23 protein-coding genes are annotated in these 25,266 nt (G+C 62.1%); 18 read left to right on the top strand and 5 right to left on the bottom strand.

All coding sequences use genetic code 11. The features are described from left to right. Window positions 1–85: 85 nt before the first annotated feature. Window positions 86–277 (bottom strand): 50S ribosomal protein L28, encoded by a 192-nt coding sequence (gene rpmB / locus M6689_RS13200; RefSeq protein ID WP_039742897.1) that lies wholly within the window; start codon window positions 275–277, stop codon window positions 86–88. 90 nt (window positions 278–367) lie between these two features. On the opposite strand from rpmB, the gene M6689_RS13195 reads away from it, so the two are divergent. Continuing rightward, window positions 368–973: a YdcF family protein gene (locus tag M6689_RS13195; RefSeq protein ID WP_298272559.1), complete on the top strand. Its 606-nt coding sequence runs from the start codon at window positions 368–370 to the stop codon at window positions 971–973. Window positions 974–1,036: 63 nt separating this feature from the next. Here M6689_RS13195 and metG read toward each other — a convergent pair whose 3' ends face one another. The 4 genes from metG to tmk are packed head-to-tail and all read right to left on the bottom strand — an operon-like array spanning window position 1,037 to window position 5,185. Beyond that, the gene (gene metG / locus M6689_RS13190) at window positions 1,037–2,566 is read right to left on the bottom strand and encodes a methionine--tRNA ligase (protein WP_298272557.1); all 1,530 of its coding nucleotides are present in this window, start codon (window positions 2,564–2,566) and stop codon (window positions 1,037–1,039) included. Continuing rightward, window positions 2,563–3,537, bottom strand: coding sequence for a stage 0 sporulation family protein (locus tag M6689_RS13185; protein ID WP_298272555.1), 975 nt, complete (start codon window positions 3,535–3,537; stop codon window positions 2,563–2,565). The genes metG and M6689_RS13185 overlap by 4 nt, the downstream gene beginning before the upstream one ends. A gap of 44 nt (window positions 3,538–3,581) precedes the next feature. Beyond that, the gene (gene holB / locus M6689_RS13180; protein WP_298272553.1) at window positions 3,582–4,541 is read right to left on the bottom strand and encodes a DNA polymerase III subunit delta'; all 960 of its coding nucleotides are present in this window, start codon (window positions 4,539–4,541) and stop codon (window positions 3,582–3,584) included. 2 nt (window positions 4,542–4,543) lie between these two features. Beyond that, a complete protein-coding gene (gene tmk, locus M6689_RS13175; protein ID WP_298272551.1) occupies window positions 4,544–5,185 on the bottom strand; it encodes a dTMP kinase in 642 nt (213 codons plus the stop codon). 134 nt (window positions 5,186–5,319) lie between these two features. Between tmk and rnc the strand changes: the two genes are divergently transcribed. The 17 genes from rnc to leuS all read left to right on the top strand — a co-directional run bounded on the left by rnc (window position 5,320) and on the right by leuS (window position 25,241). Further along, on the top strand, window positions 5,320–6,066 hold the full coding sequence (gene rnc, locus M6689_RS13170) for a ribonuclease III (RefSeq protein ID WP_298272549.1): 747 nt from the start codon (window positions 5,320–5,322) through the stop codon (window positions 6,064–6,066). Continuing rightward, on the top strand, window positions 6,063–7,103 hold the full coding sequence (locus tag M6689_RS13165) for a radical SAM protein (RefSeq protein WP_298272546.1): 1,041 nt from the start codon (window positions 6,063–6,065) through the stop codon (window positions 7,101–7,103). The genes rnc and M6689_RS13165 overlap by 4 nt, the downstream gene beginning before the upstream one ends. 33 nt (window positions 7,104–7,136) lie before the next feature. Continuing rightward, window positions 7,137–8,033: a GTPase Era gene (era, locus tag M6689_RS13160; RefSeq protein WP_298272544.1), complete on the top strand. Its 897-nt coding sequence runs from the start codon at window positions 7,137–7,139 to the stop codon at window positions 8,031–8,033. 49 nt (window positions 8,034–8,082) lie between these two features. Next, a complete protein-coding gene (der, locus tag M6689_RS13155) occupies window positions 8,083–9,405 on the top strand; it encodes a ribosome biogenesis GTPase Der (protein WP_298272541.1) in 1,323 nt (440 codons plus the stop codon). A 91-nt stretch (window positions 9,406–9,496) separates the two neighbouring features. Next, entirely contained in the window at window positions 9,497–10,726 is a 1,230-nt protein-coding gene (locus M6689_RS13150; RefSeq protein ID WP_298272539.1) for a DUF4388 domain-containing protein, read from the top strand. Continuing rightward, window positions 10,723–11,088, top strand: a complete 366-nt coding sequence (locus M6689_RS13145) for a response regulator (RefSeq protein WP_298272537.1) — start codon at window positions 10,723–10,725, stop codon at window positions 11,086–11,088. Before M6689_RS13150 ends, M6689_RS13145 begins: the two co-directional genes overlap by 4 nt. A 40-nt stretch (window positions 11,089–11,128) precedes the next feature. Then, complete coding sequence (locus M6689_RS13140; RefSeq protein WP_298272534.1) at window positions 11,129–13,189, top strand: chemotaxis protein CheA; 2,061 nt, start codon at window positions 11,129–11,131, stop codon at window positions 13,187–13,189. Continuing rightward, window positions 13,190–13,993: an AAA family ATPase gene (locus M6689_RS13135; protein WP_298272531.1), complete on the top strand. Its 804-nt coding sequence runs from the start codon at window positions 13,190–13,192 to the stop codon at window positions 13,991–13,993. Window positions 13,994–14,135: 142 nt separating this feature from the next. After that, complete coding sequence (locus M6689_RS13130; RefSeq protein WP_298272529.1) at window positions 14,136–14,879, top strand: chemotaxis protein CheW; 744 nt, start codon at window positions 14,136–14,138, stop codon at window positions 14,877–14,879. A 21-nt stretch (window positions 14,880–14,900) separates the two neighbouring features. After that, window positions 14,901–15,272 carry a response regulator gene (locus M6689_RS13125; RefSeq protein ID WP_298272527.1) on the top strand — a complete coding sequence of 124 codons (372 nt, stop codon included), beginning with the start codon at window positions 14,901–14,903 and terminating at the stop codon, window positions 15,270–15,272. 37 nt (window positions 15,273–15,309) lie between these two features. After that, on the top strand, window positions 15,310–15,801 hold the full coding sequence (locus M6689_RS13120; protein WP_298272524.1) for a chemotaxis protein CheW: 492 nt from the start codon (window positions 15,310–15,312) through the stop codon (window positions 15,799–15,801). Window positions 15,802–15,981: 180 nt separating this feature from the next. Next, window positions 15,982–17,985: a HEAT repeat domain-containing protein gene (locus M6689_RS13115; protein WP_298272522.1), complete on the top strand. Its 2,004-nt coding sequence runs from the start codon at window positions 15,982–15,984 to the stop codon at window positions 17,983–17,985. Continuing rightward, window positions 17,985–18,860: a protein-glutamate O-methyltransferase CheR gene (locus M6689_RS13110; protein ID WP_298272519.1), complete on the top strand. Its 876-nt coding sequence runs from the start codon at window positions 17,985–17,987 to the stop codon at window positions 18,858–18,860. Before M6689_RS13115 ends, M6689_RS13110 begins: the two co-directional genes overlap by 1 nt. After that, a complete protein-coding gene (locus M6689_RS13105; RefSeq protein ID WP_298272517.1) occupies window positions 18,857–19,939 on the top strand; it encodes a chemotaxis response regulator protein-glutamate methylesterase in 1,083 nt (360 codons plus the stop codon). Before M6689_RS13110 ends, M6689_RS13105 begins: the two co-directional genes overlap by 4 nt. Window positions 19,940–20,015: 76 nt before the next feature. Then, window positions 20,016–20,393: a response regulator gene (locus M6689_RS13100; protein ID WP_298272515.1), complete on the top strand. Its 378-nt coding sequence runs from the start codon at window positions 20,016–20,018 to the stop codon at window positions 20,391–20,393. 86 nt (window positions 20,394–20,479) lie between these two features. Then, entirely contained in the window at window positions 20,480–22,618 is a 2,139-nt protein-coding gene (locus M6689_RS13095) for a cytochrome c3 family protein (protein WP_298272513.1), read from the top strand. A 148-nt stretch (window positions 22,619–22,766) separates the two neighbouring features. Further along, on the top strand, window positions 22,767–25,241 hold the full coding sequence (leuS, locus tag M6689_RS13090; RefSeq protein WP_298272511.1) for a leucine--tRNA ligase: 2,475 nt from the start codon (window positions 22,767–22,769) through the stop codon (window positions 25,239–25,241). Window positions 25,242–25,266: the final 25 nt, after the last annotated feature.

Genomic DNA, 25,266 nt, shown 5'->3' with positions numbered 1-25,266 from the left:
GCAAGACACCAGCGTGTCGCGGCTTTAATTCTTGGGTTGGGCCGGGAGATTCGAAGGGCGCATCCCCCGAATCTCGATGGGGATGTTAAAGGGCTTTGGTTACGTGGCCGGAACGGATACAGCGGGTGCAGACTTTAATGGTCTGGACGCTACCATTTCTGATGGCCTTTACTTTCTGAAGGTTCGGGTACCAGACAGTGCGGGTTTTGTTGTTGGCGTGGCTGACGTTGTTACCGAAACTGGGACCTTTGCCGCAGATTTCACATTTCCTGGACATGGTTCTACTCCCTCCTATGGTGTCTGAAGCTCTCTCTTATATCAGACTGTGATGTCGGTTGCAAGTGAAATGTTTCGATAAGGTGGTGCAATGGCGGTATTTTTCCGGGGTCTCATTTCGCTTTTCCTGGTTTTTTGTGTGGTGATGGCGGTTCTTTTCGTGGACTTCGTTTACAAAAGCTTTTCGCTCCGTCCCCGCGACTTTCGCGCCGATGCGGTAGTGGTACTCGCAGGGGGACGGGGAAGGGTGGAGGAAGGAGTCAGACTCTTTCGTGAAAAACGGGGAGAATATCTCTTTCTCGTTGGCGTCGACCCCCTGGTGAAGAAGCAGGATCTGTTCCGCGATCGGGAGGGGGAGCATCTTTCGGGGCGCGTTTACCTTGAAAAGGCATCGCGAAATACCCTGGAAAACGCGATCTACGGTCGTGAGCTCATCATGCAGAAGAATATCCGTTCCATCCACCTCATAACCTCCCGCTATCACATGAAGCGGGCGACCCTGATCTTTCGGCACCTGCTGCCGAAGGATATTGCCATTTATCCCTACCCGGTCGACAGCAAAAACCTCCGGGTACAATGGTGGAGCCATGGCGGGAGCTTCCGGCTCCTGTTCGGAGAATTCTACAAATACTGCCTCTTTCGCTTCTTCTTTCTCTTCGATTCGGGGGAGATGCGGCCCGGTGCCTCTCCCCTGTGAGGCAAGGGATTTGCGCTGCCTGATGCGAAAGGGCAACCGTTTGGGGTTGCCCTTTCGTCGATTCTATTCGCTTTTTTCCTCGATCCGCGGGAAGAGCGCTTCGGCCTTGGCTATACGAGTTCCCGCCACAAGCCCTCCCCATTGCAGATCTTCGCCTCGGGGGGAGACGCTCCAGCCGAGGTAGCCGAGCGCCTTCGCCGCCGTGCGCGGCATGAAGGCCGACAAGAGAATGTGGACGATGCGCTGGGCCTCTAGAAGCGTGTACATGATGGTGCCGAGTCGCTCTCTCTGGGCCGGGTCCTTGGCGAGGGCCCAAGGGGCGGTTTCGTCGATGTACTTGTTGCCGGCCGAGATTACCTCCCAGATGGCCTGAAGTCCCTTGCTGAAGGCGAGCTCGTCGAGGCAGGTATCGAGCTGCGCCACCATTGTTTCGGTCTTTTCCCTGAACGCGGCGTCCAGTTCGGCGAGGGGGCCGGGCTGGGGTAGAAGACCGTCGAAATATTTGTTCACCATGGCGGTGGAGCGGTTGAGGAGGTTTCCAAGGTCATTGGCCAGGTCGGAGTTGATCCGATGGACGAGGGCTGTGTGGGAAAAATCGCCATCGAGCCCGAAGGGGACCTCGCGCAGGAGGAAATAACGGACGGCGTCAATGCCGTACTTGTCAACGAGCATGTTCGGCTCCACGACGTTCTGGAGGCTCTTGCTCATCTTCTGCCCCTCCACGGTCCACCACCCGTGCGCGAAGACCTTCTTCGGCAACGGCAGCCCGGCGGCCATGAGGAACGTGGGCCAGTAGACGGCGTGGAAGCGAAGGATGTCCTTGCCGATAAGGTGGACATCCACCGGCCAGTATCTGCTGAAATTTCCTCCCTGATCCGGGTAGCCGAGGGCGGTGATGTAATTGGTGAGGGCGTCGAACCAGACGTAGATCACGTGCCGCTCGTTTTCCGGCACCGGAATTCCCCAGTTGAACGAGGTGCGGGAGATGGAGAGGTCGCGCAGCCCCTCTTTGACGAAGGCGATGATCTCGTTGCGCCGGCTCTTCGGCTGGATGAAATCGGGGGTGGCCTCGATGTGGGCCAGGAGTTGATCCTGGTACTTGCTCATCCTGAAGAAGTATGATTCTTCCTTGAGCTTCTCGACGGGGCGGTTGCAGTCGGGGCATTTGCCGTCAATGAGCTGGGTCTCGGTCCAGAAGGTCTCGCAGGGGGTGCAATACCAATCCTCGTACTCTCCCAGATAGATATCTCCCTGCGCCAGGATCTGGCGGAAGATGTGGGTGACCCCCTTCTTGTGCCGTTCCTGGGTGGTCCGGATGAAGTCGGTGGGTGCGACGTCGAGCTTGTCCCAGAGCGCCTGGAAGCGTTTCACCACCCGGTCGGCCAGTTCCAGCGGGGTTTCTCCGGCAGCGTTTGCCGCCTTCTCCACCTTCTGCCCGTGTTCGTCGGTGCCGGTCAGGAAGAAGACCTCGTAACCCTTGAGCCGCTTGTAGCGGGCGAGTACGTCCGCGGCAAGGGTCGTGTAGGCATGGCCGATGTGGGGGACGTCATTAACGTAGTAGATCGGTGTCGTGACATAGAAGGTCCGGCTCATTTCTTCTCCTTTTTATCTCGCTCCCTGCCCCGGCCGCTGCGGCGCTCCCGCCCCTGGCCGTCGGGACGCTGCTGGTCCCGCTGTCCCTTTTCTCTCGGCTCCCGGTCGGCTCCCGCTTTCTGCTCGCGCTCCTTAGGTCCTTCCTTGCGGGGCTGTTTGGGGCGGTCGGCTATGTTCTCCGGCCTGATGTCGTCACCCTTGATTTCCACTTCGCGGTCATCATCGGTCCTAACGGTCACGGATCCTTCAAGGACATTCATCTTGACCACTTCGCCTTCGATTCCGCCGCATTTGACCAGTTTACCGCACTTGGGAAGGCATTTCTTGAGGGAGCAGTAGGTTTCGTACTCGTAGCCGAGGCAGCAGAGAAGCCTGCCGCACTGGCCGGATATCTTGGTGGGGTTCAGGGCCAGGCTCTGCTCCTTCGCCATCTTGACCGATACCGGCTCGAAGTCCCGCAGAAACGACGAACAGCAGAGCTCACGGCCGCAGATGCCGATGCCGCCGATCATCTTCGCCTCGTCGCGAACGCCGATCTGGCGCATCTCGATCCGGGTGTGGAACTGGTGGGCCAGGTCCTTCACGAGTTCCCTGAAGTCCACCCGGCCGTCGGCGGTGAAGTAGAATATCGCCTTGCTGCCGTCGAAGAGATACTCCACCCTGACGAGCTTCATATCCATTCCCCGCTCCTTGATCTTGCGGAGGCAGAATTCGAAGGCGTCCTTCTCGCGGGTGGCGTTTCGGGCCGCCGACTCCACGTCGGATGCTTCGGCGAGGCGGATGATGTTCTTGAGCCCTTCGGGGAGCTGGCTTTCCTCGTATTCGCGCGGCGGCGTGACGACGGTGGCGATGCTCCGGCCCCGCTCGGTTTCCACGATGACCCGGTCACCCGGCTTGAGTTCGAACGAACCGACGCCGAAGTCATAGAGCTTGCCGGCGGTGTGAAACTGTACCTTGACGATGGTTGCCAATTCTATATCCTCCCGGGGGATCCCCGTTGCAAGTCGTTGCTGCGTTACCAGGCAAGGCGCATGAGAAGCACATCCAGCGTGAGCCGCGGATTGGCGTTGCGGCCCAGCGCCTGACGGGCCTCCATGATCCGTGCGATCCGTTCCCCGCTCTGCTCAAGCGTGGTACGACCGGCCTCCTGTTCGAGGAGCGGGAGCAGATCACGATTCACTACGTCCGTGCCTCCCCCCTGGATGAGCATGACGTCCCGCAGGAGCGAGGTGAGCTCATCGAGGGTCTCGACCGCCGTTTCCCGGTTGGCGGAAAGCTCCTCCGCGGCTTCGAAGAGGGGGGTGATGTTGCCAAGAGAAAGGGTGGCAAGCCGTTTCAGCAGTTCGCCGCGGACGGCGGTATCGCTTTGCTCCCCGAGCTCCAGCGCCCGTCCGAGACTTCCTCCGGCGAGCGAGGCGGCCATTCGGGCCGCGGCAGGGGCGGTCCCCCTGCGCAGGAGTTCGTCCTCTATGATCCGTTCGGGAAGCTGCCCGAACCGCAGGAGCTGGCAGCGTGAGCGAACGGTCGGCAATATGCCGGCAAGGCGTGACGTTAGGAGAATTATCAGGGCGTTGCCCGGAGGCTCCTCCAGGGTCTTGAGAAGCGCGTTGGCGGCGGCCGGATTGAGCCGGTCCGCCTCATCGATGATGCACGCCTTCATGGGGGCCTCGACGGGGCGTAGCACTAGCTCCCGCTGGAGATCCCGAATCTGGTCGATCTTGATGAAGGCGCCGTCCGGTCCCACGAGGTGAAGATCGGGGTGCTGACACGATGGCATCTTCCGGCAGGAGGGGCAGTGCCCACATCCTTCGCCGTCACCGCAGAAGGCCGCAGCGACGAGGGCGAGGGCCGTGGTCTTCTTGCCGCACCCTTCGATCCCCTCGAAGAGGTAGGCGTGGGCCAGCTTGCCGGTGCGAAGCGCCCGCCGCAGGACATCGACAGCGGTATCCTGGCCGAGGATGCGGGAGAAGGACATCGTCATCTCCGCGGAAGTCGCCGGGTCAGCATCTCCCGGATCGCGGCACCGGTCTCCTCAATGCCGCGGCTGCCGTCCACCAGCACGAACCGGTCCGGCTCGACGGCGGCAAGTGCCAAAAAACCGTCGTGGATCCGCTCGTGGAACAGGCGCGATTCCTGTTCGAACCGTTCCTCCCGCGCGGCGGTGGTGCCGTTTATCCGTGTCATGGCCCGGGAGAGCCCTAGCTCGACGGGGCAGTCGAGGATTACGGTAAGGTCCGGTTTCACAGTGCCGGCGGCGAGGGTGTTGAGGTGGCCGATAAGCTCCCGGTCCAGTCCCCGTCCATACCCCTGATAGGTGAGGGTCGAATCGGTGAACCGGTCGCAGAGGACCACCTTGCCCGCAGCCAGGGCCGGCGCTATGACTTCGGCGACATGCTGGGCACGGGCCGCGGCATAGAGCAGGAGCTCCGCGAGAGGGACCATGGAGCTGTTGCGCGCGTCGAGGAGAATCGCCCTGATGGCGTCGGCAATGGGGCATCCTCCGGGTTCGCGCGTCACGACCACCTCGTACCCATCCGCGGAAAGCCATTCTGCGACGCGCCGGATCTGGGTCGTCTTGCCGCACCCCTCGATCCCTTCAAATGTGATGAAAAAGCCCATGCTGGCGGCGCCACCCTTTGGTTTCATAAAGGGGGAATTATAGGGAAGAGGGGGGGACAAATCAAGGCAAAAATCCCCGTGTGACGGCATATCTATTGATAAAGACGACGGATTCAGGTTATACTGCTTCGTCTATGCGTGAACCGTCAAACCAAACACCCGATGTGGGGGCGGGCGGCGATCCGGCCGGCCTGGAACGCCGCATCGGCTATACATTCTCGAACGGCGCGCTTCTGGTCGAGGCTCTGACTCACCGTTCCTACCTGAACGAGGTACGGGAATCCGGGGTCAAGGACAATGAACGCCTTGAGTTCTTCGGCGATGCCGTTCTCGGCTTTCTTGTCGGCCGGCTCCTGCTGGAGCGGTTTCCCGAAAGTCGCGAGGGAGTGCTGGCGCGGATGAAGGCCTCGCTGGTCGGCGAGGATACGTTGGCGGAGCTGGCGCGGGAGCTGGGGCTCGGCGCGTATCTTCGGCTCGGGCGCGGCGAGGAGCGAAGCGGAGGACGGCAGCGCAAGTCCCTCCTCGCAGACGCGTACGAAGCATTGTTGGCCGCAGTTTACCTTGACGGCGGCGCGGAGCATGCCGGCCGCATGGTGGAGAGAGCTTTCGGGCCGCTTCTTTCCGGGGTGGCGGATGGGACGTCGGGCCGGGATCACAAGACCGAATTCCAGGAAAAGGTGCAGGCGCTCTGCGGCGCTCCCCCCACGTACAGGCTGCTGGCGGTGAGTGGCCCCCCCCATGACCAGCGCTTCACGGTGGCTGCGTTCGTCGGCGGTGAGAAGGTGGGCGAGGGGTGCGGCCGCAGCAAGAAAGAGGCTGAGCAGGAGGCTGCCCGCGAAGGGCTCGCCTTGCTTGCCTCCGACCATACAGGGAAGCAATGAAACCGCTCATCGTCCCCTTTTTCATCTCGCACCAGGGATGTCCCCGGCACTGCGTGTTCTGCAACCAGCGGACGATCAGCGGTCAGGGGGGGAATCTTCCGGGAAGCGATGAGATGCGCGCCGCCATCGCCGCTGCCGCTCTCTCCGGCAAAGGACGACGGGTGGAGGTTGCCTTTTACGGCGGGACGTTCACCAGTCTTCCCCTCGCCGACCAGCGGCGGCTGCTGGAGCCGCTGCAGCCACTGCTCGCTTCGGCGGAAATTGCGAGCGTGCGCCTCTCCACGCGGCCCGACGCCATCGACGGCGAAACGGCCCGTTTCCTTTGCGACCACGGAGTGAATACCGTCGAGCTGGGGGTGCAGTCGATGGATGACCGGGTCCTGACCGCCGCCGGCCGTGGACATGTCGCCGCCGACACGGAGCGGGCGTTCGCTTTCCTGAAGAAAGCGGGAATCGCGGTTGGCGCGCAACTGATGCCCGGGCTCCCCGGCGATACGGGGGAGACGACTCTGGAGTCGCTGCGGCGGGTCCTGGCACTCGGGCCGGCGTTTCTGCGCATCTACCCGACGGTGGTGGTGGCGGGGACGGAGCTGGCGGAGCTCTGGCTCTGCGGTAGGTACTCTCCGCTGGAGCTCGACGAGGCGGTATCCCTCTGCGCCCGGATGCTTCGGGTCGCCACCCGGGCTGGCGTGCCGGTGATCAGGATCGGGCTCCAGCCTACTGAAGAACTGGAGGCGCCGGGGACGATCCTGGCCGGTCCATGGCATCCCGCATTTCGCCAGCTTGTCGAGGGTGATCTGTGGTGCGAGCTTCTCCTTCGGCTGGCCGCCGGTATTCCGGAAGGGAGCGAGGTGAAACTGGCCTGCGCCCCGTCGCGGGTCTCCGACGTGGTGGGCCAGCGGCGGCGGAACCTGGAGCGGCTTGCCGCTAAGCGCGGAGTGAGGGTTGCCCGGGTTGCCGCGACCCCGGCGTGCCCGCCGTTCGATCTCGAAATATCATATTCCGGCGACACCGTCGCCGGTAGCCTGTTTCCCTGATTCGTAAATCGCATCCGATCCAAGGAGTATCCATTGCCCGATACGCAGTTTCGTTCCGGATTCGTCTCGATCATCGGCCGTCCCAACGTAGGCAAGTCGACCCTTCTGAACCGCATCCTCGGCGAAAAGATCGTCATCACCTCGGACAAGCCCCAGACCACCCGCAACCGCATCCAGGGGATCCATAACCTCCCCGGCGCCCAGATCGTCTTCATCGACACACCGGGAATCCACCGAGCCACGTCGCGCCTGAACAGGTACATGGTGGACGTTGCCCTCTCGTCCATCAAGGAGGTCGACCTGATCCTCTTCCTCGCCGAGGCCCACCGGGACCCCGGCGAACAGGAGCGGGAGATCGTCGGTTTGCTCGGGGGGGCGACGGTGCCGGTCTTCCTCGTCCTCAACAAGGCTGATCTGGCCCCCCAGGAGGATGTCTTCAAGAGAATCGACGCCTACCGGGAACTCTTTCCGTTCCGCGAGATCGTGCCGGTTTCGGCCGAGACCGGCTTCGGGGTGGCGGGGCTCGTGGAACTGGTCAAAAGCCAGCTTCCGGAGGGACCGGTCTATTTTCCCGACGACATCCTGACCGACCTGCCGGAGCGCTTCATCGTGGCGGAGATTATCCGCGAGAAGGTCTTTCGCCTGACCCGCGACGAGATTCCCTATGCCACCGCCGTGGAGGTCGACAGCTTCAAGGAGCGCCCCGACGGCAGCCTCGTCTCCATCGCCGCCACCATCACGGTGGAGCGCGATTCCCAGAAGGGGATCGTCATCGGCAGGAAGGGGGCGATGCTCCGGCGGATCGGCACCGAGGCGCGGCTCGAAATTGAACGGCTCCTCGCCGCAAAGGTCTTTCTGGAGCTCTTCGTGCGGGTCAGGCGGGACTGGAGCGAAAACCCCGCCATGCTCAGAGACCTCGGCTACGAGTGAGGGTGGAAACCTTTGCGCCGTAACGTATTTAATTAACCATGGAGACCATATGATACCGATAGTTGCCATCGTCGGCCGACCCAACGTGGGGAAGTCGACCCTCTTCAACCGGCTCGTGGGGCGGCGCAAGGCGATCGTCGACGACATGCCCGGCGTTACCCGTGACCGAAACTACGAGACCGTCACCCGCTATGAGGTGCCGTTCATCCTGATCGACACCGGCGGTTTCGAGCCGGAGAGCGAAGACCGGCTCCTGCAGCAGATGCGGGAACAGTCCCAGCTCGCCATCGAGGAAGCGGACGTGATCCTCTTTCTCATGGACGGCCGGGCGGGGCTCACCCCCTCCGACGCCGAGGTGGTGGAGATGCTGCGCCGCGTCGACAAGCCGGTCTTCTACGTGGTCAACAAGGTGGACGGCGAGAAGCTAGAGAACGAGGCGGCCGAGTTCTACACCCTCGGCGTCGAGAACATCCACACCATATCGGCCGAGCACAACCGCGGCGTCGGCGACCTGATGGACGAAGTGGTGGCGGCTCTGCCGAAGAAGAGGGGCGCGCTGGTTGACGAGGACGTGACGAAGATTGCCGTGGTGGGGCGCCCGAACGTCGGCAAGTCGTCCCTGGTGAACCGGCTCCTCGGTTTCGAACGGGTGGTGGCGAACCCGACCCCCGGCACGACCCGCGATTCGGTCGACACGCTCTTCACCTGCAACAGGAAGCGCTACCTCCTGATCGACACCGCGGGGATCAGGCGCAAGGGGAAGACCACCCAGAAGCTGGAGAAGTACAGCGTGGTCGATTCGCTGCGGAGCATCGAGCGGGCGGACGTGGTGCTGATCGTCATCAACGCCGAGGAGGGGGTGACCGAGCAGGACGAGCGGATCGCCGGCTATGCCTACGAGGCGGGACGGGGCTGCATCTTCGTGGTCAACAAGTGGGACACCCTTGTGAAAGACAATGCGACGCTCGGCAAATTCGTCGATCAGATCAGGACCGAATTCAAGTATCTGCCGTTCGCGCCGATAGTATTCGTATCGGCCAGGACAGGGCAACGGATCAACAAGGTGATGGAAGAGGTGGAGACGGTGATGGCCCAGTACTCGAAGCGGGTTTCCACCGCCGATCTCAACCGGGCGTTCTCGGAGGCGGTGGAGAAGCACCACGCGCCGCTGTTCCAGGGGAAACGGGTGAAGTTCTACTACGCGACCCAGGTGGGGACGAAGCCTCCTTCCTTCGTCATCTTCACCAACCGTCCCGAGGGGATTCATTTCTCCTATGAGCGGTATTTGATGAACAAGCTGCGGGAGGCGTTCGATTTCACCGGTTCACCGCTTCGTCTCGTCTTCCGCGGTCGGGAGCGCAAGAGGTCGTAAAGGCTGTAAAACACTTTACTTGCAAGGGTTGATGATTTATGATGGGCGCCGTTTCATCCATTGATTTTCCGACATCGGACAACGGCATCGGATGAGTCTTGTCGGTAACCTCGAAGACCTCGGGCTGGGGGAGATCCTTCAGATCGTCAGCCTCTCGCGAAAGTCGGGGATCCTGCGGCTTCGGAGCAGGGGGCGGGAAGGAACGATCCTCTTTCGGCTGGGGCAGGTCATCCACGCGACGTCGACCACTCGCCACGAGAGTATCGGCGAGGCCCTGATCCGCCGGGGCTCCATTGATCCGGCGAAGCTCCGTGGCGCGCTTTCCCTGCAGGAGCGCGAGGGGTTTCGCGATCGCCTCGGGACGATCCTCGTGCAGTATTTCGATGTGTCCGCCTCCGTCATCGACGAGGTGGTCCGGGAACTGATCGAAGACGTGGTTTACGCCCTCTTCGGCTGGGTTGAGGGGACCTTCGAATTCGAACTGCGGGAAATGGCGGAGGCGCTTGACCCCGCACTGATGGACCCGATGCAGTTCATGCTCGACCAGGGATTGAACCCTCAGTACCTGCTCATGGAGAGGTCCCGGCTTGCCGGCGGGAAGAGGGGAGGCGCCGGAGGCGAGAGCAGCCACGACCGTGACGTCGAAGGCAAACCCGGCCCGGGTGGCGTGCCGGAGGGCTCCGGTAGGGAGGGGGTTGAGGGGCCTTCTCCGGGCGAGCTGGTCAATCTAGGCGATCTGCTCCGCCGTGAACTGGGGGACGATACGGCCTCTTCCGCCGGGCGACCGGAGGGGGGGAGCGGGATGGCCCTCCTCCACAGCATGCTCAGGGAGCTCAACGACCCTGCCCTTGAAGGTGGGATCACCCTCCTCGTCCTGCGCTATGCCGCCGAATTCGTGGATCGGGCGGTAATATTCCAGGTAAGGGATGACGATCTCGTCGGCCTCGGCCAATTCGGGATCACCGACCGGCAGGGTCCTGCGGATTCCCTGATCAGGAATCTGCGGATTCCCCGCCACGAGCCCTCGCTCTTCAGCGGGGTTATGGAAGCCGGACATCCGGCAGTCCTCAGGCCCGAACCGGCCGGGTTGAACAGCTTTCTCTTCGAGCGGCTCGGCGACGGGATTCCGGACGAGGTGTTCGTCGGGCCGATCGTCAGTGGGGGAAATGTGGTGGCGCTTCTGTACGGGGACAACCTGCCGGGGCGCACATCGATCGGCGGCACCGAACCGCTGGAGATATTCCTGTCCCAGGCCGGTGTCGCCATGGAAAAGGCGCTTCTGGAACGAAAACTCAAGGAAAACAGCCGGGGGAGAGCGTGAAGAAGATCCTCATTGCCGAAGATTCATCCACCATGCGATCGCTTCTGGCCACCACTATCGAGTCCCTCGGCGGATACCAGATCGTGGAGGCTGCCAGCGGCTTCGAAGCCCTGCGTCTCCTGCCGCGGGAGCCGGTGGACCTGATCATCACCGACATCAACATGCCCGACATCAACGGGTTGGAACTGGTGAGCTTCGTCCGCTCCAGTGACAACTATCGTCATATTCCGCTCTTTATCATCTCCACCGAGGGGAGCGAGCGGGACCGGGAAAAGGGGCTCACCCTCGGTGCGAACGAGTATCTCGTCAAGCCCTTCGATCCCGCCCGGCTACAGGAGCTGATCGTGAAGTACACCGCCTGAGAAGGGACGGTTTCCATCATTCCAGCGTGCAGAGTGTCCCATGACCAATTCACACGATGAATCCGGCCGGGCCGTTGAGGACTTTCTGGCCGAAGCCGAAGAGATTGTCGAGAGGCTCAATACCGATCTGGTCACGTTGAGTGACTGTGCGGACAGCGGTGAGTGCGACCCCGATCTCCTCAATGCGATCTTTCGCGGATCCCACTCCCTCAAGGGACTTGCCGGGATGTTCGGTTTCTCCGACATCCAGCAGCTCTCCCACAATCTGGAAAACCTCCTCGATTCCCTCCGCCTCGGCAAGGTGACGCTCTCCCCCGAGGTGATGACCGTTCTGTTCGATGCCATGGAACTCCTCGGCACCGTGGTGCGGGGTCTGGGTGGCGGAGAAGACTGCTCGGCCGCCATTGCCGACGCGGTTGCCCGTCTCAATGCCTGTGCCTCGGCCGAACCAAGCGCGGGAGAATCCCCCTTGCAGAAGCTCGGCATTCCCGAGCGGATCCTCAATTCCCTTACCGAGTACGAAGAGCACCGCCTCCTGGAGAACGTGAAGAAGGGGCGGACGATCTATTCCATCCATGCGTCGTTCAGCCTCATGTCTTTCGACCAGGACCTGGGGGAAATCACCGAAGCCTTGAAGGGCGCGGGAGAGGTGGTGAGCACCCTGCCGAGTGCCAGTGCCACCCCCGAGTCGATGATCGACTTCGAGATCCTCTACGGAACGGAGCTCGACCGCGATGCCGTCGCCGCCCTCGTCGACCGCGAAAACGTCGAAATCACCACCTTCGGTGCCGCCCCGCCCTCCGCGACCCCTGCACCGGCAGCCGCCGTTTCCGTCCCCCCGGCTCTTTCCCCCTCCGCACCGTCAGCGCCGGCGGTCGTTCCCGCAGCCGGCGGCGAGGAGATGACCGCCAAGAGCATGAGCCGTACGGTGCGGGTCGACATCGGCAAGCTGGATGAGCTGATGAACATCGTCGGAGAGCTGGTCCTCTCCCACTCGACCATATCGGCGCTGGCGACACGGATGCGTCTCGAAGGATTTTCGTCCCTCGCCATCGAGCTCGGCAAGGCGGCCAAGGGGCTGGAGCGGAAGCTGACCGAGCTCCAGAAAGGGGTCATGGAGATCAGGATGATCCCGGTGGGGCAGCTCTTCGAGAAGCTTACCCGGATCGTCCGCAAGGTTTCCAGGGAGCAGGGGAAAAAGGTCGACCTCAAGCTGTTCGGTGCCGATACGGAGCTCGACAAGCTCATCATCGAGGATATCTCCGATCCGATGGTCCATATCATCCGCAACGCCATCGACCACGGACTGGAGCCCCCCGGGGAGCGTGTCGCCGCCGGCAAGCCGGAGCGGGGAACCATCCGTCTTTCCTCCTACCAGAAGGGGAACCACGTCGTCATCGAGGTGGCCGAGGACGGTCGCGGCATCAACATCGAGAAGGTGAAGAAGAAGGCTCTGGAGAAGGGACTCATCAAGACCCTGGAAGGGGTTGCCGACCGGGATGCCCTCGACTTCATCTTCCTCCCCGGCTTCTCCACCACCGACAAGGTGAGCGAGCTCTCGGGGCGCGGCGTCGGCATGGACGTGGTGAAGAACAACATCGCCGCCGTATCGGGAATGGTCGATATCGAGAGCGAATTCGGCCGGGGGACGCGGGTCATCATCACCCTCCCGATCACCCTGGCGATCATCAAGGCGCTTCTCGTCACCACCGCGGGACGCAGTTACGCGATACCGATCACCTCGGTGCTGGAGACGATCATCGCTTCCGACGTGGTTATCGACACCGTCGAGCGCAAGGAGGTCTACCAGCTCCGGCAGACGACCCTGCCGCTGGTCCGGCTGGAGCGTTTCTTCGGCATTGCGCGCCAGGCGCCTCCATCCGCTGAATTTTACATAGTCGTGGTGGGGGTCGCCGAAAAGCGCCTCGGAATCATCGTGGACGACCTGACGGGGCAGCAGGACATCGTCATCAAATCCCTTGGCGACATGTTCAAGGGCTACCGGGGGATCTCGGGAGCCGCCGACCTCGGCGACCAGCGCACGATCCTCGTTCTCGACGTGGGGGGGATCATCGGTGAGGCATTCCGGAGCGGAGGGTAGATGTACCGGGAATTTTACGGGCTGAAGGAAAAGCCGTTCTCCAAGACCCCGGACCCGCGCTACCTCTTCCTTTCCGCGGGGCATCGGGAAGCGCTCGCCCGCCTGCAGTACGCGGTGGAGGAGCGGGAACTGGCGCTTCTCACCGGCGACATCGGCTGCGGCAAGACCACCATCTCCCGAGCTCTCATGGATGCCATGGGGGAGGAGTGCCGGTTTTGCTTCATCGTCAACCCTCGGCTCACCCCCATGGAGTTTCTCCGCGTCGTGGCCCGCAGCATCGGGGTGGAGAGCCCGGGCGTCGCCAAGGACGAATTGCTGAAACAGCTCGGCGAAGCGGTCCTCGTTCTTCGCGCCGCTGGTCGCTGCCCGGTCATCGTGATCGATGAGGCCCAGCTTATCCCGGACCGGGAGCTGTTCGACGAGATCAGGCTGCTGACCAACTTCCAGCTGGATGACCAGAACCTCATGAGCGTAGTGCTGATGGGGCAGCCAGAGCTGCGGCAGATTCTGGCCGATCCGGCCCACGAGCCGCTTCGCCAGCGGATCGCCATGCATTATCACCTCCAGCCCCTGACCCTGGAGGAGACCCTCGAATATATCGATTTTCGACTCGAGGTGGCGGGGGGCCCCCCGGGGCTTTTTTCTCCTGATGCGGTACGCCGGATCTACGATCTGTCGGGGGGGGTCCCGCGCAAGATCAACATCCTCGCCACCAACGCGCTCCTGGTGGGCTACGGGAGAGACGTTTCCTGGATCGACGCGTCGCTGGTGGAGGAGTTGAGGGACGAGGCGAGCCTGTACTGACGGCACGGTGGCTCTTGCAGACCTTGTCAGGTGGGGCCGGGTCCTCCGGATTCCGTTGTCGGCGCGACCTCGTCGTCTTGGACGCTGAACCATGGTATGATTGCAAAAAGACTTCGTGTTACGGGCTTCGGGGCGAGTGATCATGATGGATATTGCCGAAATACGAAAAAAGGCTCAGAGAGAACGGGAACAGGGGAAAGGTGCTTCCCGGCCGGCTGCCGCGCCGAACCTTCGTGAGGAATCGGTTCCGGCGGCGGAGCCGTTCGAGACCGCGGATACCCCGAACTACGACGATTTCTTCCCGTCGCCGTCGCCCGGGCCGTTTCCCGTCGCCGTGCCGACGCTTCCACCGGTCCCCCAGGATCCCCTGACCATTATCCTTGAAGGGCGAAAGGCCGCCCTCGCGGAAGAACTTCTTCCCGCCGACGCTGACGCAGTGACGGTGCAAGAGGGGGTCGAATCGCTGGAAATCCTTTGTTTCCGGGTCGCTGATGAAATCTACGGCATCGACATCATGGAGCTCAGGGAGATCATCAAGCCGCGCGAGACCACGGAGATTCCCCATGCTCCGGCGTTCATCGCCGGCGTACTCTCCCTGCGCGGCATTATCATCCCGGTCTTCGTTCTCAGGCACCGTCTCGGCCTCGGCGAAGCCGCCGTCCGGAGCAAGGAGCGGATCATCGTGGTTAAGCGCGGCGACGGTTTCTGCGGCCTTCTCGTCGATGAAGTGACCCAGGTGGTGCGGATCGATGCCGACTCGGTCGAGCACCCCCCCGCCGTACTTGACGGCATAGATCGCGACTTTGTCGGTGGAATCGGGCGGCACGAAGGGAAAATCATCATTCTCCTCAATCTCGATAAAGTTCTGGACGCGGCCCTCTGCTGAGCGGGGGGAAAGGTACTGATCATGAACAGGAAAAAGATTCTGATCGTCGAGGACGAGGAGAGTCTCCTCAAGCTTGAGAGCATCCTTCTCTCCTCCCGCGGCTACGCAGTCACGGGGGTGCTGAACGGCATGGCGGCCCTTGAGCAGATCGCCGTCGTGAAACCGGATCTGGTAATTCTGGACATCATGCTTCCTGAAATGGACGGATTTGAGGTCTGCCGGCGGATCAAGGCGAATCCGGAAACCAGCCATATCCCGATCATCATGCTGACCGCCAAGAAGAGCAGCCAGGACCAGAAGAAGGGCCTCGACGCCGGCGCCGCCGCCTATGTAACCAAGCCGTTCAAGTCCGCCCGCATCATGGAGATAATACAGGGGCTCATCGCCGGCTGATTCCCGCAGCCGTACCGCAAACGCAAAAGGGATGACGATGGAAAGTGACATCCAGGAAATTCAGCTTGCCTGCTTCCGCATCGGCGATGCCTCTTTTGCCGCCGACATCATGCGGATAAAGGAGATCATCCGCCCCCAGAAAATGACGCGGCTTCCCAAGGCCCCCCCTTTTGTCGAGGGGGTCATCAACCTGCGCGGCAACGTGATTCCGGTCGTCGACTTGCGTAAGCGTTTCGACCTTCCCGAGCGTGCGGCGCTGGAAGAATCGCGGTTGCTGGTGGTTACGGTGGGGCGCCAGATGGTCGGGCTCGTGGTTGATGACGTGACCGAGGTCGTCACGGTCCAGGTCCACGACATAAAACCACCGCCGCAGGTGGTCGAAGGGGTCGGCGCCGAGTACCTCATCGGGGTCTGTCTGGTGCGCGAGGCGCTGATCATGCTCCTCAACCTCGACCGGATTCTCAGCAGCCGAGAGGCATCGGCGCTCGCCGGGATTTCCCTGATGACCGAGGGTGCCGCGGCGCACTGACGAAACCGGATTTGCAGCCGGACAGTCACCCCACCCGTCGGGGGCACTCGGTTTCCGCGCCCCTTGGATTTTCTCATGCTCCGCCGTGGCGCGGAGCATTTCTGGCGGGTCCGGTTCTCCCATCGTCATCACTTGACACCAGGCAGCAATCTCCCCGCAGGCAAGACAAGGAGCTTCTCATTGGACCAACTGCACAGCCTCAACGAACGCCTCCACGCGCTGGACGAGGAGGAGCGCCGCCGAGCGGTAATCAGCCTTGCCTCCCGTCCGTTCGCCGACGTGCGGCATCTTCTCTTCGACGCCATGGGAGACCTCAGCTGGCGGGTGCGCAAAGAGGCGGTAAGCGTCCTTCTCGGCGCTGATCTGGATGAGTCGGCAGTGGAAGGGCTCGTCGGACTCCTTGCCTCCCCCGACAATGCCGGTCTTCGAAATTCAGCGGTAGAGGCGCTGGAGCGACTCGGCAGCAGGGCGGTGTCCGCACTTCTGCGACACATCGACGATCAGGACCGGGATGTCCGAAAGTTTGTCATCGATATTCTCGGCAACATCGCCGATCGTTCGTGCATTCCCTCTCTGGTCGGCGCACTTCGGGACCATGATGCCAACGTCTCCGCAGCGGCTGCCGAAAACCTGGGCAAGATCGGAGATCCCCGTGCCGTAACGCATCTCGTGGATGCCCTGGCGGTGAACGACGTCTGGTTTCGTTATTCGGTGCTGGGCGCCCTCGCCCGCATAGGCGAGGCGGTCCCCTTTGGGGTGCTTGCCCCCCTTGCATCGGATTCCCTCCTCAAACGTCCCGTTTTCGAATGCCTGGGGGCAGTGGGAGATGCCGATGCGGTTCCATTGCTGGTCGAGGGACTCGCGGATAAGGTGCGGGCCACGCGCGAGGCAGCGGCAGTGGCTCTTGTCCGGCTGAGAGGCCGTTTGCCCGCCCCGGTCGCGACGGCAGAAATCGACACCCGGCTTGCGGCACTCAGGGGGTCGGCATGTGTCGACGGGCTGCTGGCTTCGCTGGATACCTCCGACCACGGAGTGCACGAGGCGCTCGTGAGAATTCTCGGCACCATCGGCGATGAACGTGCTGCCGTGGCCCTGCTGCAGGGATGCCGTGACGAGCGGCTCAGGCGTCTCTGTCTCCAGGGGTTCCGGGTCATGGATGAGCGTGGAATGGCTGCGCTGATGGAGTTCTACTCAGCTGCGGACGACGAGGAACGGGCCTACATCATCCAGGTCTGGGGAGAGACCGGATACGCCGGCTGTGCACCCCAGCTCTCGGAAGGGATGCACAGCGATCGGCCGATGCTTCGTCGGGTCTCGGCGCTGGCTGCCGGAAAAATCGGCCTGGTCGGTCTTCTGGAGAATGTGGCGGAGTTGCTTGACGATCACGATCCGGAGGTTCGGGAGGGAGCGGTGTCTGCCCTTGCCCAACTGGCAAACGTCGGGGGGGAGAGCGTACGGGGAATTGCCCAGGCCCTCGCCTCATCGGAGGCTTCCGAGGCGCGACACTCCGCGACGCGGCTCTACGCCGCCCTGGCCGACACGGAGCGTCTGGCGCTCCTCGTGAAGGATGAGGATCCCCTTGTGCGGCGCAGCGCGGTATGCGCATTGGGGGGGCTGCACAATCCCGAATGTCTCGGAAGCCTGGTGATGGCACTCATGGACGAAGACCCCGACGTCCGGATCTCTGCCGTTGCGGGTATCGGGGGGGTGGGAGGAAACGAGGCGCCGGAACCTCTGCTGCTTGCCCTCCGCGACGACGACCCGTGGGTGCAGAGCGCAGCTCTCAAGGCCCTGGGAAGATACGGCGGGAGCAAGGTCCTCGATGCCATCGAAGGGCTTCTTCCCACGGTTGGAGGGGTGGTGCTCATAACTGCCCTGGAGACCCTCGCCGCGATGGAGGGGGAGCGGGCCGCAGTGCTCGTCAGGCAGTGCCTCGACAATCCCGATGAAGAAGTGGTCAAGTCTGCCATCGACATCCTCGCCAAAGGGGATGGGGGATGGATTGAGGAGTATCGCGAGCGGCTCCTCGCCCACCCTCACTGGGAGGTGCGGGCGACGTTCGTCCGCGCAATGGTGCAACTTCTCGGAGCAGGGGCGCTGCCGCACCTGGAGCGTGCCCTGGAGTCCGAGAGCGACGAACTGGTTCGCGTGCAGCTTCGCGATCTGATCGGAAGGTTGGTCTGATGTTCGGCTTCGAATCCGAAATTACCATGAATGATGAGGAGTTCCGCCTCATTCGGGACCTCATCTACAGCCACTGCGGCCTCTTCTTCGACACCGATGCCGCCTATCTCCTGGAGAAGCGGCTTGGAAAGCGGCTGGAGCTCCATCATCTCTCCGGGTTCCGTGACTACTATCATTTCCTCAAGTACAACAGGAACAAGGATCAGGAACTCGCCGATATCATGGATATTCTCACGACCAACGAGACTTACTTTTTCCGTGAGGCGTTCCAGCTCAAGGCGTTTACCGACGAGATCATCCCCGAGATCCGTGAGGCCAAGCTGAAGAGCGGCGACCGTTCGCTCAGGATCTGGAGTGCCGGCTGCTCCAGCGGCGAGGAGCCTTACACCATTGCCATGCTGCTTCTGGAGATGGGGGGATTTGCCGGCTGGAACGTCGAGATTGTCGGAACGGACATCAGCCAGCGGGTAATCCAGCAGGCACGCAAGGGGCTCTACGGCAAGTCGTCGTTTCGCGTGACCGACGACACCTACATCCGCCGCTATTTCACCGAGCAGGACGGTATGCACCGGGTGAACGACAAGGTCCGGGAGCTCGTCACCATCAGTCACCTGAACCTTCTGGACAGCAACCGCATCTCCCTGCTCGGACGGATGGATGTGATCTTCTGCCGCAACGTCCTCATCTACTTCGATCAGTGTGCCCGGCGCACGGTGATCGAGTCGTTTCACCGCACCCTCCGCGACGGCGGATTCCTGCTTCTCGGACACTCCGAGTCGCTCATGAACATCACCACGGCGTTCACCCTGAGGCACCTCAAGAACGATATGGTCTACCAGAAACCCCTGCCGCCAGGCACGGGAGGTCGGCCATGAAGAAGATCAGGATCGTGGTCATCGACGATTCGGCCTTCAACCGCCGGGCCATCACCAGGATGCTGGAGGATATGCCCGAGGTGGAAGTCGTCGGATATGCGGCCGATGGCGAGGAGGGGGTCCGCAAGGTCATCGATCTCAAGCCCGACTTGGTTACCCTCGACCTCGAAATGCCGAAGATGGACGGTTTTACGCTGCTGCGGATCATCATGGGGTACAGACCGACGCCGGTAATCGTGATCAGCGCCAACAGCGACGACGAAAAGGTCTTCAAGGCCCTCGAATTCGGGGCGATTGATTTCGTTGCCAAGCCGACCAGCGCCATTTCCGAAGAACTGCTAAAGATCACCGAGGACCTCCAGCAGAAGGTCCGCAGCGCCCTTCACCTGAACATGGCCGGAATCATCAGGAGGGAGCGGCCGCCGGTTCCGGAACCGGCACCTCAGCCTGTCAGGAAAAGCGCGCCCCCATCCGAGCCGGGAGGGTGCGGACGGTTCGACGTCGTGGCAATTGGTGCTTCCACGGGGGGGCCGCCGGCACTGCAGTCGATACTCGCTTCGTTCAAGGAGCCACCCCCCTTTGCCGTGGTCGTCTCCCAGCATATGCCAGCGGGGTTTACGCGGACCTTTGCCGAGCGGCTCAACCGTCTGTCGGTTCTGGAGATCAAGGAAGCTGCCGACGGCGATCTGGTCCGCCCCGGCCGGGTGCTCATCGCGCCGGGGGGGTGGAACCTGACTTTCGTGAGAAAGGACGATGCCGTTGTGGCGCGCATCGTGAAGCCTGCCAGGAACGATCGCTATATCCCGTCGGTCGACGCCATGCTCTGTTCCTGTGCGGCGATCTTCGGGGCGAGGGTCCTGGGCGTCATCCTCACCGGCATGGGAAACGATGGCAGCAAGGGGGTGCGGGCGGTCAAGGAGTCGGGCGGGATGGTGCTGGCCGAGTCCGAAAAGAGCGCCGTGGTGTACGGCATGCCGAAAGAGGCGGCGGCCACCGGTCTGGTGGACAAGGTGCTCCCCCTTGAACGGATGTTCGGGGAGATCAGGCTCCGTTGCGGGGGAACGGCCGGAATCGGTTGACTGCCGCCGGCGGGGGACCAACGGCAGCGTCGCGCTATCATAGTGGAGACGTTTGTGGGATCGGAGGTACGGGACCATGACCGACAAGAGGATCCTGATCGTCGATGATTCGCCGACCATGCGCCAGCTCATCGCTTTTGCCCTCAAATGGCTCCCCAATGTGGAGATCCTGGAGGCGAACGATGGGGTGGAGGCCTTGAAGAAGCTTTCCGGCGAGCGCTTCGATTTGATTTTCACCGACATCAACATGCCGGTCATGGATGGGCTCAAACTGGTCAGTCTCGTGCGGAGCGATCCCGCCCTGAGCGCCATCCCCATCGCCATCATCAGCACGGAAGGTGCCGTTGAGGACCGGGAGAGGGCACTTGCTCTCGGGGCCAACGATTACATTACAAAACCGATCCAGGCTGCCCGGGTCTTCGCGGTGGCAAGGGAATTGCTTGGCATCTCCTGATACCCTGAAACCCGGCCGTGTCCCGCCATTCGGCGGAATTCGACCGCATCGGGGCCGATTTTTCCGCCGTTCAGAGGAGAAGATTCGTGAAACGCCTGATAGTTCCCTCCCTCCTGCTTCTGTTCATCCCCGTACTCCTGTTCGCCAATGACTATAAAATCGTGACCTTCTCCACCGCGAATGCCGGGAAGGTGCAGTTCAGCCATCCGGTCCACCTGGGGGCCCTGGGGAGTGACTGCACTCTCTGCCACAACTCGGTCTTCACCATAGGCGCCAAGTCGGCTCCGGTCACCATGGCCGAGATGGAGAAGGGGAAGTCGTGCGGCACCTGTCATAACGGCAAGCGCGCCTTTCCCCTCTCGGCCTGTACCCGCTGCCATGTCACGAAGGAGGTGGCGGTCGACATCCCCGATTTCGGCGCCGTGACCTTCAGCCACAAATTCCATCTCGGACTCGGCGCGTTCGGTTGCGGCGACTGCCACAACGCCATCTTCAAGGCGTCGACCGACAATCCCCACGTTACCATGGCCGAGATGGAGAGGGGGAAATCCTGTGGCGCCTGCCATGACGGGAGCACCGCCTTCACCGTGAAGGAAAACTGCACCCGTTGCCACACGGTGCGCAACATAGGGTTTGCGGCCGATGCCCAGTTCAGCCACGCCAACCATCTCGGGCTCGGCACCTTCGGTTGCCGCGACTGCCACAGCAGGCTTTTCGTCGCGGGCCCCAACAGCAAGCGCTACACCATGGCCGACATGGAAACGGGAAAGTCCTGCGGTGGCTGCCACAACGACGTCACGGCCTTTTCGGTCAAGGGGAACTGCGGCACCTGTCACGTCAACGTCAAGGATGTCGGTTTCGAGAAGAGCGATGCCTTCTTCAGCCACCAGGTCCACACCAAGATCCTCAATTGCGACAGCTGTCACAGCGGCATCTTCATCGGCGGCGTGAACAGCAGGCGCTATACCATGGCCGAGATGGAGAAGGGAGAGTCGTGCGGCGTCTGTCATGAGGGGAAGACCGTCTTCGGTGTTCAGGGCAACTGCGACAAGTGCCACGTGAAGACAAAGGATATCCCGTTCAGGACCGCCGCAGCCGGAACCGTGACGTTCAGCCATTCCGTGCACCGGGAGATGTACGGCTGCACCGATTGCCACAACGGCATCTTCACGGCCGGCAAGGGTGCAAAGCGGTACACCATGGCCGACATGGCGAAGGGTAAGTCGTGCGGCGCCTGCCACGATGGGAAGACCGCCTTCTCGGCCACGGCCGCCGATGCCTGTGCCAAGTGCCATCCGCTGCGGGACGTAACGCTGGCCCTGGATGCCCGGTTTCCGCACGCAAAGCACCTCGGGGGATTCAGTTGCGGCGACTGCCACAATGCCCTCTTCAAGGCGGGTCCCGGCAACCGGCGCTGGACAATGCCCCAGATGGAGCAGGGTAATTCCTGCGGCGCCTGTCACGACGGCAAGACCGCCTTCAGCGTGAAGGGGGATTGCGGCACGTGCCACAAGACGACTTCCGACGTTACGTTCAACTCTCCCCAGGCCGGACCGACCGTATTCAGCCACAAGTTCCACCTGGGACTCGGCGCTTACGGCTGCGGCGATTGCCACAACGGCATCTTCACCACGGGGGTGGCGCGGAAAAACCACACCATGGCCGAGATGGAGAAGGGGGAATCCTGCGGTGCCTGTCATGACGGCAAGAGCGCCTTCACCGTCAAGGAAAACTGCACGAAGTGCCATCCGGTGAAGGAGATCACCTTTGCGGCGTCGGGCGCCCGGTTCAGCCACTCCGTCCATATCGGCATGTTCCGCTGCAACGACTGCCACGACACCCTCTACAAGCCGGGAGCGGGGAACCGTCGGGTTTCAATGCCCGAAATGGAGAAGGGCCAGTCGTGCGGTGCCTGCCACGACGGCAAGAGCGCGTTTTCGGTGGCGGGGAGCTGCGAGAAGTGCCATCCGGTTACGAAGGCGATCAAGTTTGAGCTCCCTGCCGGCACGGCGAGCGTAGTGTTCAGCCACAAATCCCATCTGGCCCGCGGCCTGGGGTGCATGGACTGCCACGGCAAGATCGTGACGGCGGGGGTCAGCCGCAAGCCCCATACCATGAAGGATATGGAGAAGGGAGAGTCGTGCGGCGCCTGCCACGGGTTCAGCATGGCGTTCAGCGTCAGCGACCCGATCAACTGCGAGAAGTGTCACCAGGAACGTTTCTAGTCATCTTCCGCTGAAGGGCTGAGCATGGCCCTTCAGCAGCCGTCTGACCGGCCGCCGGCCATGCCGAACAGTTTGCATGGCCGGTTTTTTTGTGCTAATAACAGAACTTTCTGTAAATACCGAGTATGTTGTGGTGCGGAGGTTACCCGTGGAAGAAAAGTACATCCCCAGGAACGTGGAGGGGAAGTGGCAGAGGATCTGGGACGAGGGGAAGGTCTACAAGGTGGGCGAGGACCCGGCGAAGCCGAAGTATTACCTCCTGGAGATGTTTCCCTATCCCTCGGGCCGAATCCACATGGGGCACGTCCGCAACTATTCCATTGGCGATGTGGTCGCCCGCTACAAGCGGATGCGGGGCTTCAACGTCCTGCACCCCATGGGGTGGGACGCCTTCGGCATGCCGGCCGAGAATGCCGCGATCAAGAACAAGAGCCATCCCGCAAAATGGACCTACGAGAACATCGCCTACATGCGGAGCCAGCTCAAGAAGATGGGGCTCTCCTACGACTGGGACCGGGAGCTGGCAACCTGCGACCTCGACTACTACAAGTGGGAACAGAAGATATTCCTCGAAATGTACGAAAAGGGGCTGGTCTACAAGAAGAGCTCCTTTGTGAACTGGTGCCCCGCCTGCGAGACGGTGCTCGCCAACGAGCAGGTCGAAGACGGTGCCTGCTGGCGCTGCGACAGCGAGGTGGTTCAGAAGGAGCTGGAGCAGTGGTTCTTCCGCATCACCCAGTACGCCGAGGAGCTGCTGGAGCAGACCTATCATCTTCCCGGTTGGCCCGAGCGGGTTCTGGTCATGCAGCGGAACTGGATCGGCAAGAGCTTCGGCTGCGAGATCGATTTTCCCGTGGAGGGGAAACTTGAGAAGATAACCGTCTTCACCACCCGCCAGGACACCCTGTATGGCGCCACATTCATGTCCCTTGCTCCCGAGCACCCGCTGGCGCTGCAGCTCACCACCCCCGAGCGGCGCGCTGAAGTGGAGGCGTTCATCGAGAAGGTGAAGAAGACCGACAAGGTGAAACGGACCGCCGAGGATTTCGAGAAGGAGGGGGTCTTCACCGGCAGCTACTGCATCAACCCCGTGACTAACCGCAAGATGCCGATCTATCTGGCGAATTTCGTCCTCCTCGACTACGGGACCGGGGCGGTCATGGCGGTGCCGACCCACGACCAGCGCGACTTTGAATTCGCCCACAAGTACGATCTCCCGCTCCAGGTGGTGATCCAGCCCGAAGGCGAAACCCTCGACCCCGCGACCATGACTGCCGCTTACACCGAGGCCGGGGTCATGGTCAATTCCGGTCCCTTCGACCAGCTCCGGAGCGATGAGGCCAAGGAGAAAATCGCCGACTATCTGCAGAAGGAGAGGATCGGCACCAAAACCGTCAATTACCGTCTCCGCGACTGGGGAATTTCACGCCAGCGTTACTGGGGGAACCCGATCCCGGTCATCAACTGCGACATCTGCGGCGTGGTGCCGGTGCCGGAGAAGGATCTGCCGGTGGTCCTGCCGATGGATGCCGAGTTTACCGGCGAGGGGGGGAACCCCCTGGCGAAGGTCCCTTCCTTCGTCAACGTCTCCTGTCCGCAGTGCGGGGCGGAGGCCCGGCGCGAGACCGACACCATGGACACCTTCGTCCAGTCGTCGTGGTATTTCCTCCGCTACTGCTCCCCCGATTTTGCCGCAGCCCCCCTCGACAAGGCCCGGGCCGAGTACTGGATGCCGGTGGACCAGTACATCGGTGGCATCGAGCACGCGGTGCTCCATCTCCTCTACGCCCGCTTCTTCACCAAGGCCCTCCGCGACCTCGGCTATGTCGATGTCGACGAGCCGTTCCGGAATCTCCTCACCCAGGGAATGGTCATCAAGGATGGCGCCAAGATGAGCAAGTCAAAGGGAAACGTCGTCGACCCCGACGCCCTGATTGACCGCTACGGTGCCGACACGGCCAGACTCTTCTCCCTCTTCGCCGCTCCGCCGGAAAAGGACCTCGACTGGAGCGACCAGGGGGTGGAGGGAAGCTACCGCTTCCTCTCCCGTGTCTGGCGTCTGGTGTATGAGACGCTCCCCCTGATCGCGGCGGCCGGTCCCGTTGATGCGACAGCCCTCACCGCCGATGCAAAGGTGCTGCGCCGGGTGGTCCACAAAACCATCCGCAAGGTGACGGACGACGTGGATGAGCGGTTCCATTTCAACACCGCCATTGCCGCGGTCATGGAGCTGGTGAACGCCCTCTATTCCTTCGAGCCGAAAAATGTGCCCGAGAATGCCGCTGTCCTGCAGGAGGCGGTGGAGAGCGTAGTTCTCCTGCTTGCTCCCTTTGTCCCCCACATGGCCGATGAGCTTTGGGAGTCCCTCGGGCATCGAGGGGGGATCGAGGCGGCGGGGTGGCCGGTGTGGGACGAGGCTGCCTGCGTCGAGGAGGAGCTCCTGGTTGTCGTTCAGGTGAACGGCAAGCTGCGGGGGAAGGTTACGGTCCCTGCCGCAGCCTCGGAGGAGGAGGTTAAGGCAGCGGCCTTCGCCGACGATAAAGTAAAGCCGTGGCTTGACGGAAAGCAGATCCGGAAGGCGATCTACGTCCCGGGAAAGCTTTTCAATATCGTGGTCGGGTAGTGGCGGGGGTAAAACGGTGAAGGTG

Origin of the sequence: Geobacter sp., assembly GCF_027327745.1 — a bacterium.
In the GTDB taxonomy this organism is placed as follows: Bacteria; Desulfobacterota; Desulfuromonadia; order Geobacterales; family Geobacteraceae; genus Geobacter.
This window is presented reverse-complemented; position numbering and strand designations above follow the sequence as displayed.

Bases quoted from the DNA above. Each gene is read 5' to 3' on its own strand.
- M6689_RS13100 (WP_298272515.1), top strand. From the start codon at position 20,016: ATGACCGACAAGAGGATCCTGATCGTCGATGATTCGCCGACCATGCGC.
- holB (WP_298272553.1), bottom strand. From the start codon at position 4,541: ATGTCCTTCTCCCGCATCCTCGGCCAGGATACCGCTGTCGATGTCCTG.
- M6689_RS13105 (WP_298272517.1), top strand. From the start codon at position 18,857: ATGAAGAAGATCAGGATCGTGGTCATCGACGATTCGGCCTTCAACCGC.
- M6689_RS13195 (WP_298272559.1), top strand. From the start codon at position 368: ATGGCGGTATTTTTCCGGGGTCTCATTTCGCTTTTCCTGGTTTTTTGT.
- M6689_RS13140 (WP_298272534.1), top strand. From the start codon at position 11,129: ATGACCAATTCACACGATGAATCCGGCCGGGCCGTTGAGGACTTTCTG.
- M6689_RS13165 (WP_298272546.1), top strand. From the start codon at position 6,063: ATGAAACCGCTCATCGTCCCCTTTTTCATCTCGCACCAGGGATGTCCC.
- M6689_RS13120 (WP_298272524.1), top strand. From the start codon at position 15,310: ATGGAAAGTGACATCCAGGAAATTCAGCTTGCCTGCTTCCGCATCGGC.
- M6689_RS13130 (WP_298272529.1), top strand. From the start codon at position 14,136: ATGATGGATATTGCCGAAATACGAAAAAAGGCTCAGAGAGAACGGGAA.
- der (WP_298272541.1), top strand. From the start codon at position 8,083: ATGATACCGATAGTTGCCATCGTCGGCCGACCCAACGTGGGGAAGTCG.
- metG (WP_298272557.1), bottom strand. From the start codon at position 2,566: ATGAGCCGGACCTTCTATGTCACGACACCGATCTACTACGTTAATGAC.
- M6689_RS13125 (WP_298272527.1), top strand. From the start codon at position 14,901: ATGAACAGGAAAAAGATTCTGATCGTCGAGGACGAGGAGAGTCTCCTC.
- M6689_RS13110 (WP_298272519.1), top strand. From the start codon at position 17,985: ATGTTCGGCTTCGAATCCGAAATTACCATGAATGATGAGGAGTTCCGC.
- tmk (WP_298272551.1), bottom strand. From the start codon at position 5,185: ATGGGCTTTTTCATCACATTTGAAGGGATCGAGGGGTGCGGCAAGACG.
- M6689_RS13135 (WP_298272531.1), top strand. From the start codon at position 13,190: ATGTACCGGGAATTTTACGGGCTGAAGGAAAAGCCGTTCTCCAAGACC.
- M6689_RS13150 (WP_298272539.1), top strand. From the start codon at position 9,497: ATGAGTCTTGTCGGTAACCTCGAAGACCTCGGGCTGGGGGAGATCCTT.
- rnc (WP_298272549.1), top strand. From the start codon at position 5,320: ATGCGTGAACCGTCAAACCAAACACCCGATGTGGGGGCGGGCGGCGAT.
- rpmB (WP_039742897.1), bottom strand. From the start codon at position 277: ATGTCCAGGAAATGTGAAATCTGCGGCAAAGGTCCCAGTTTCGGTAAC.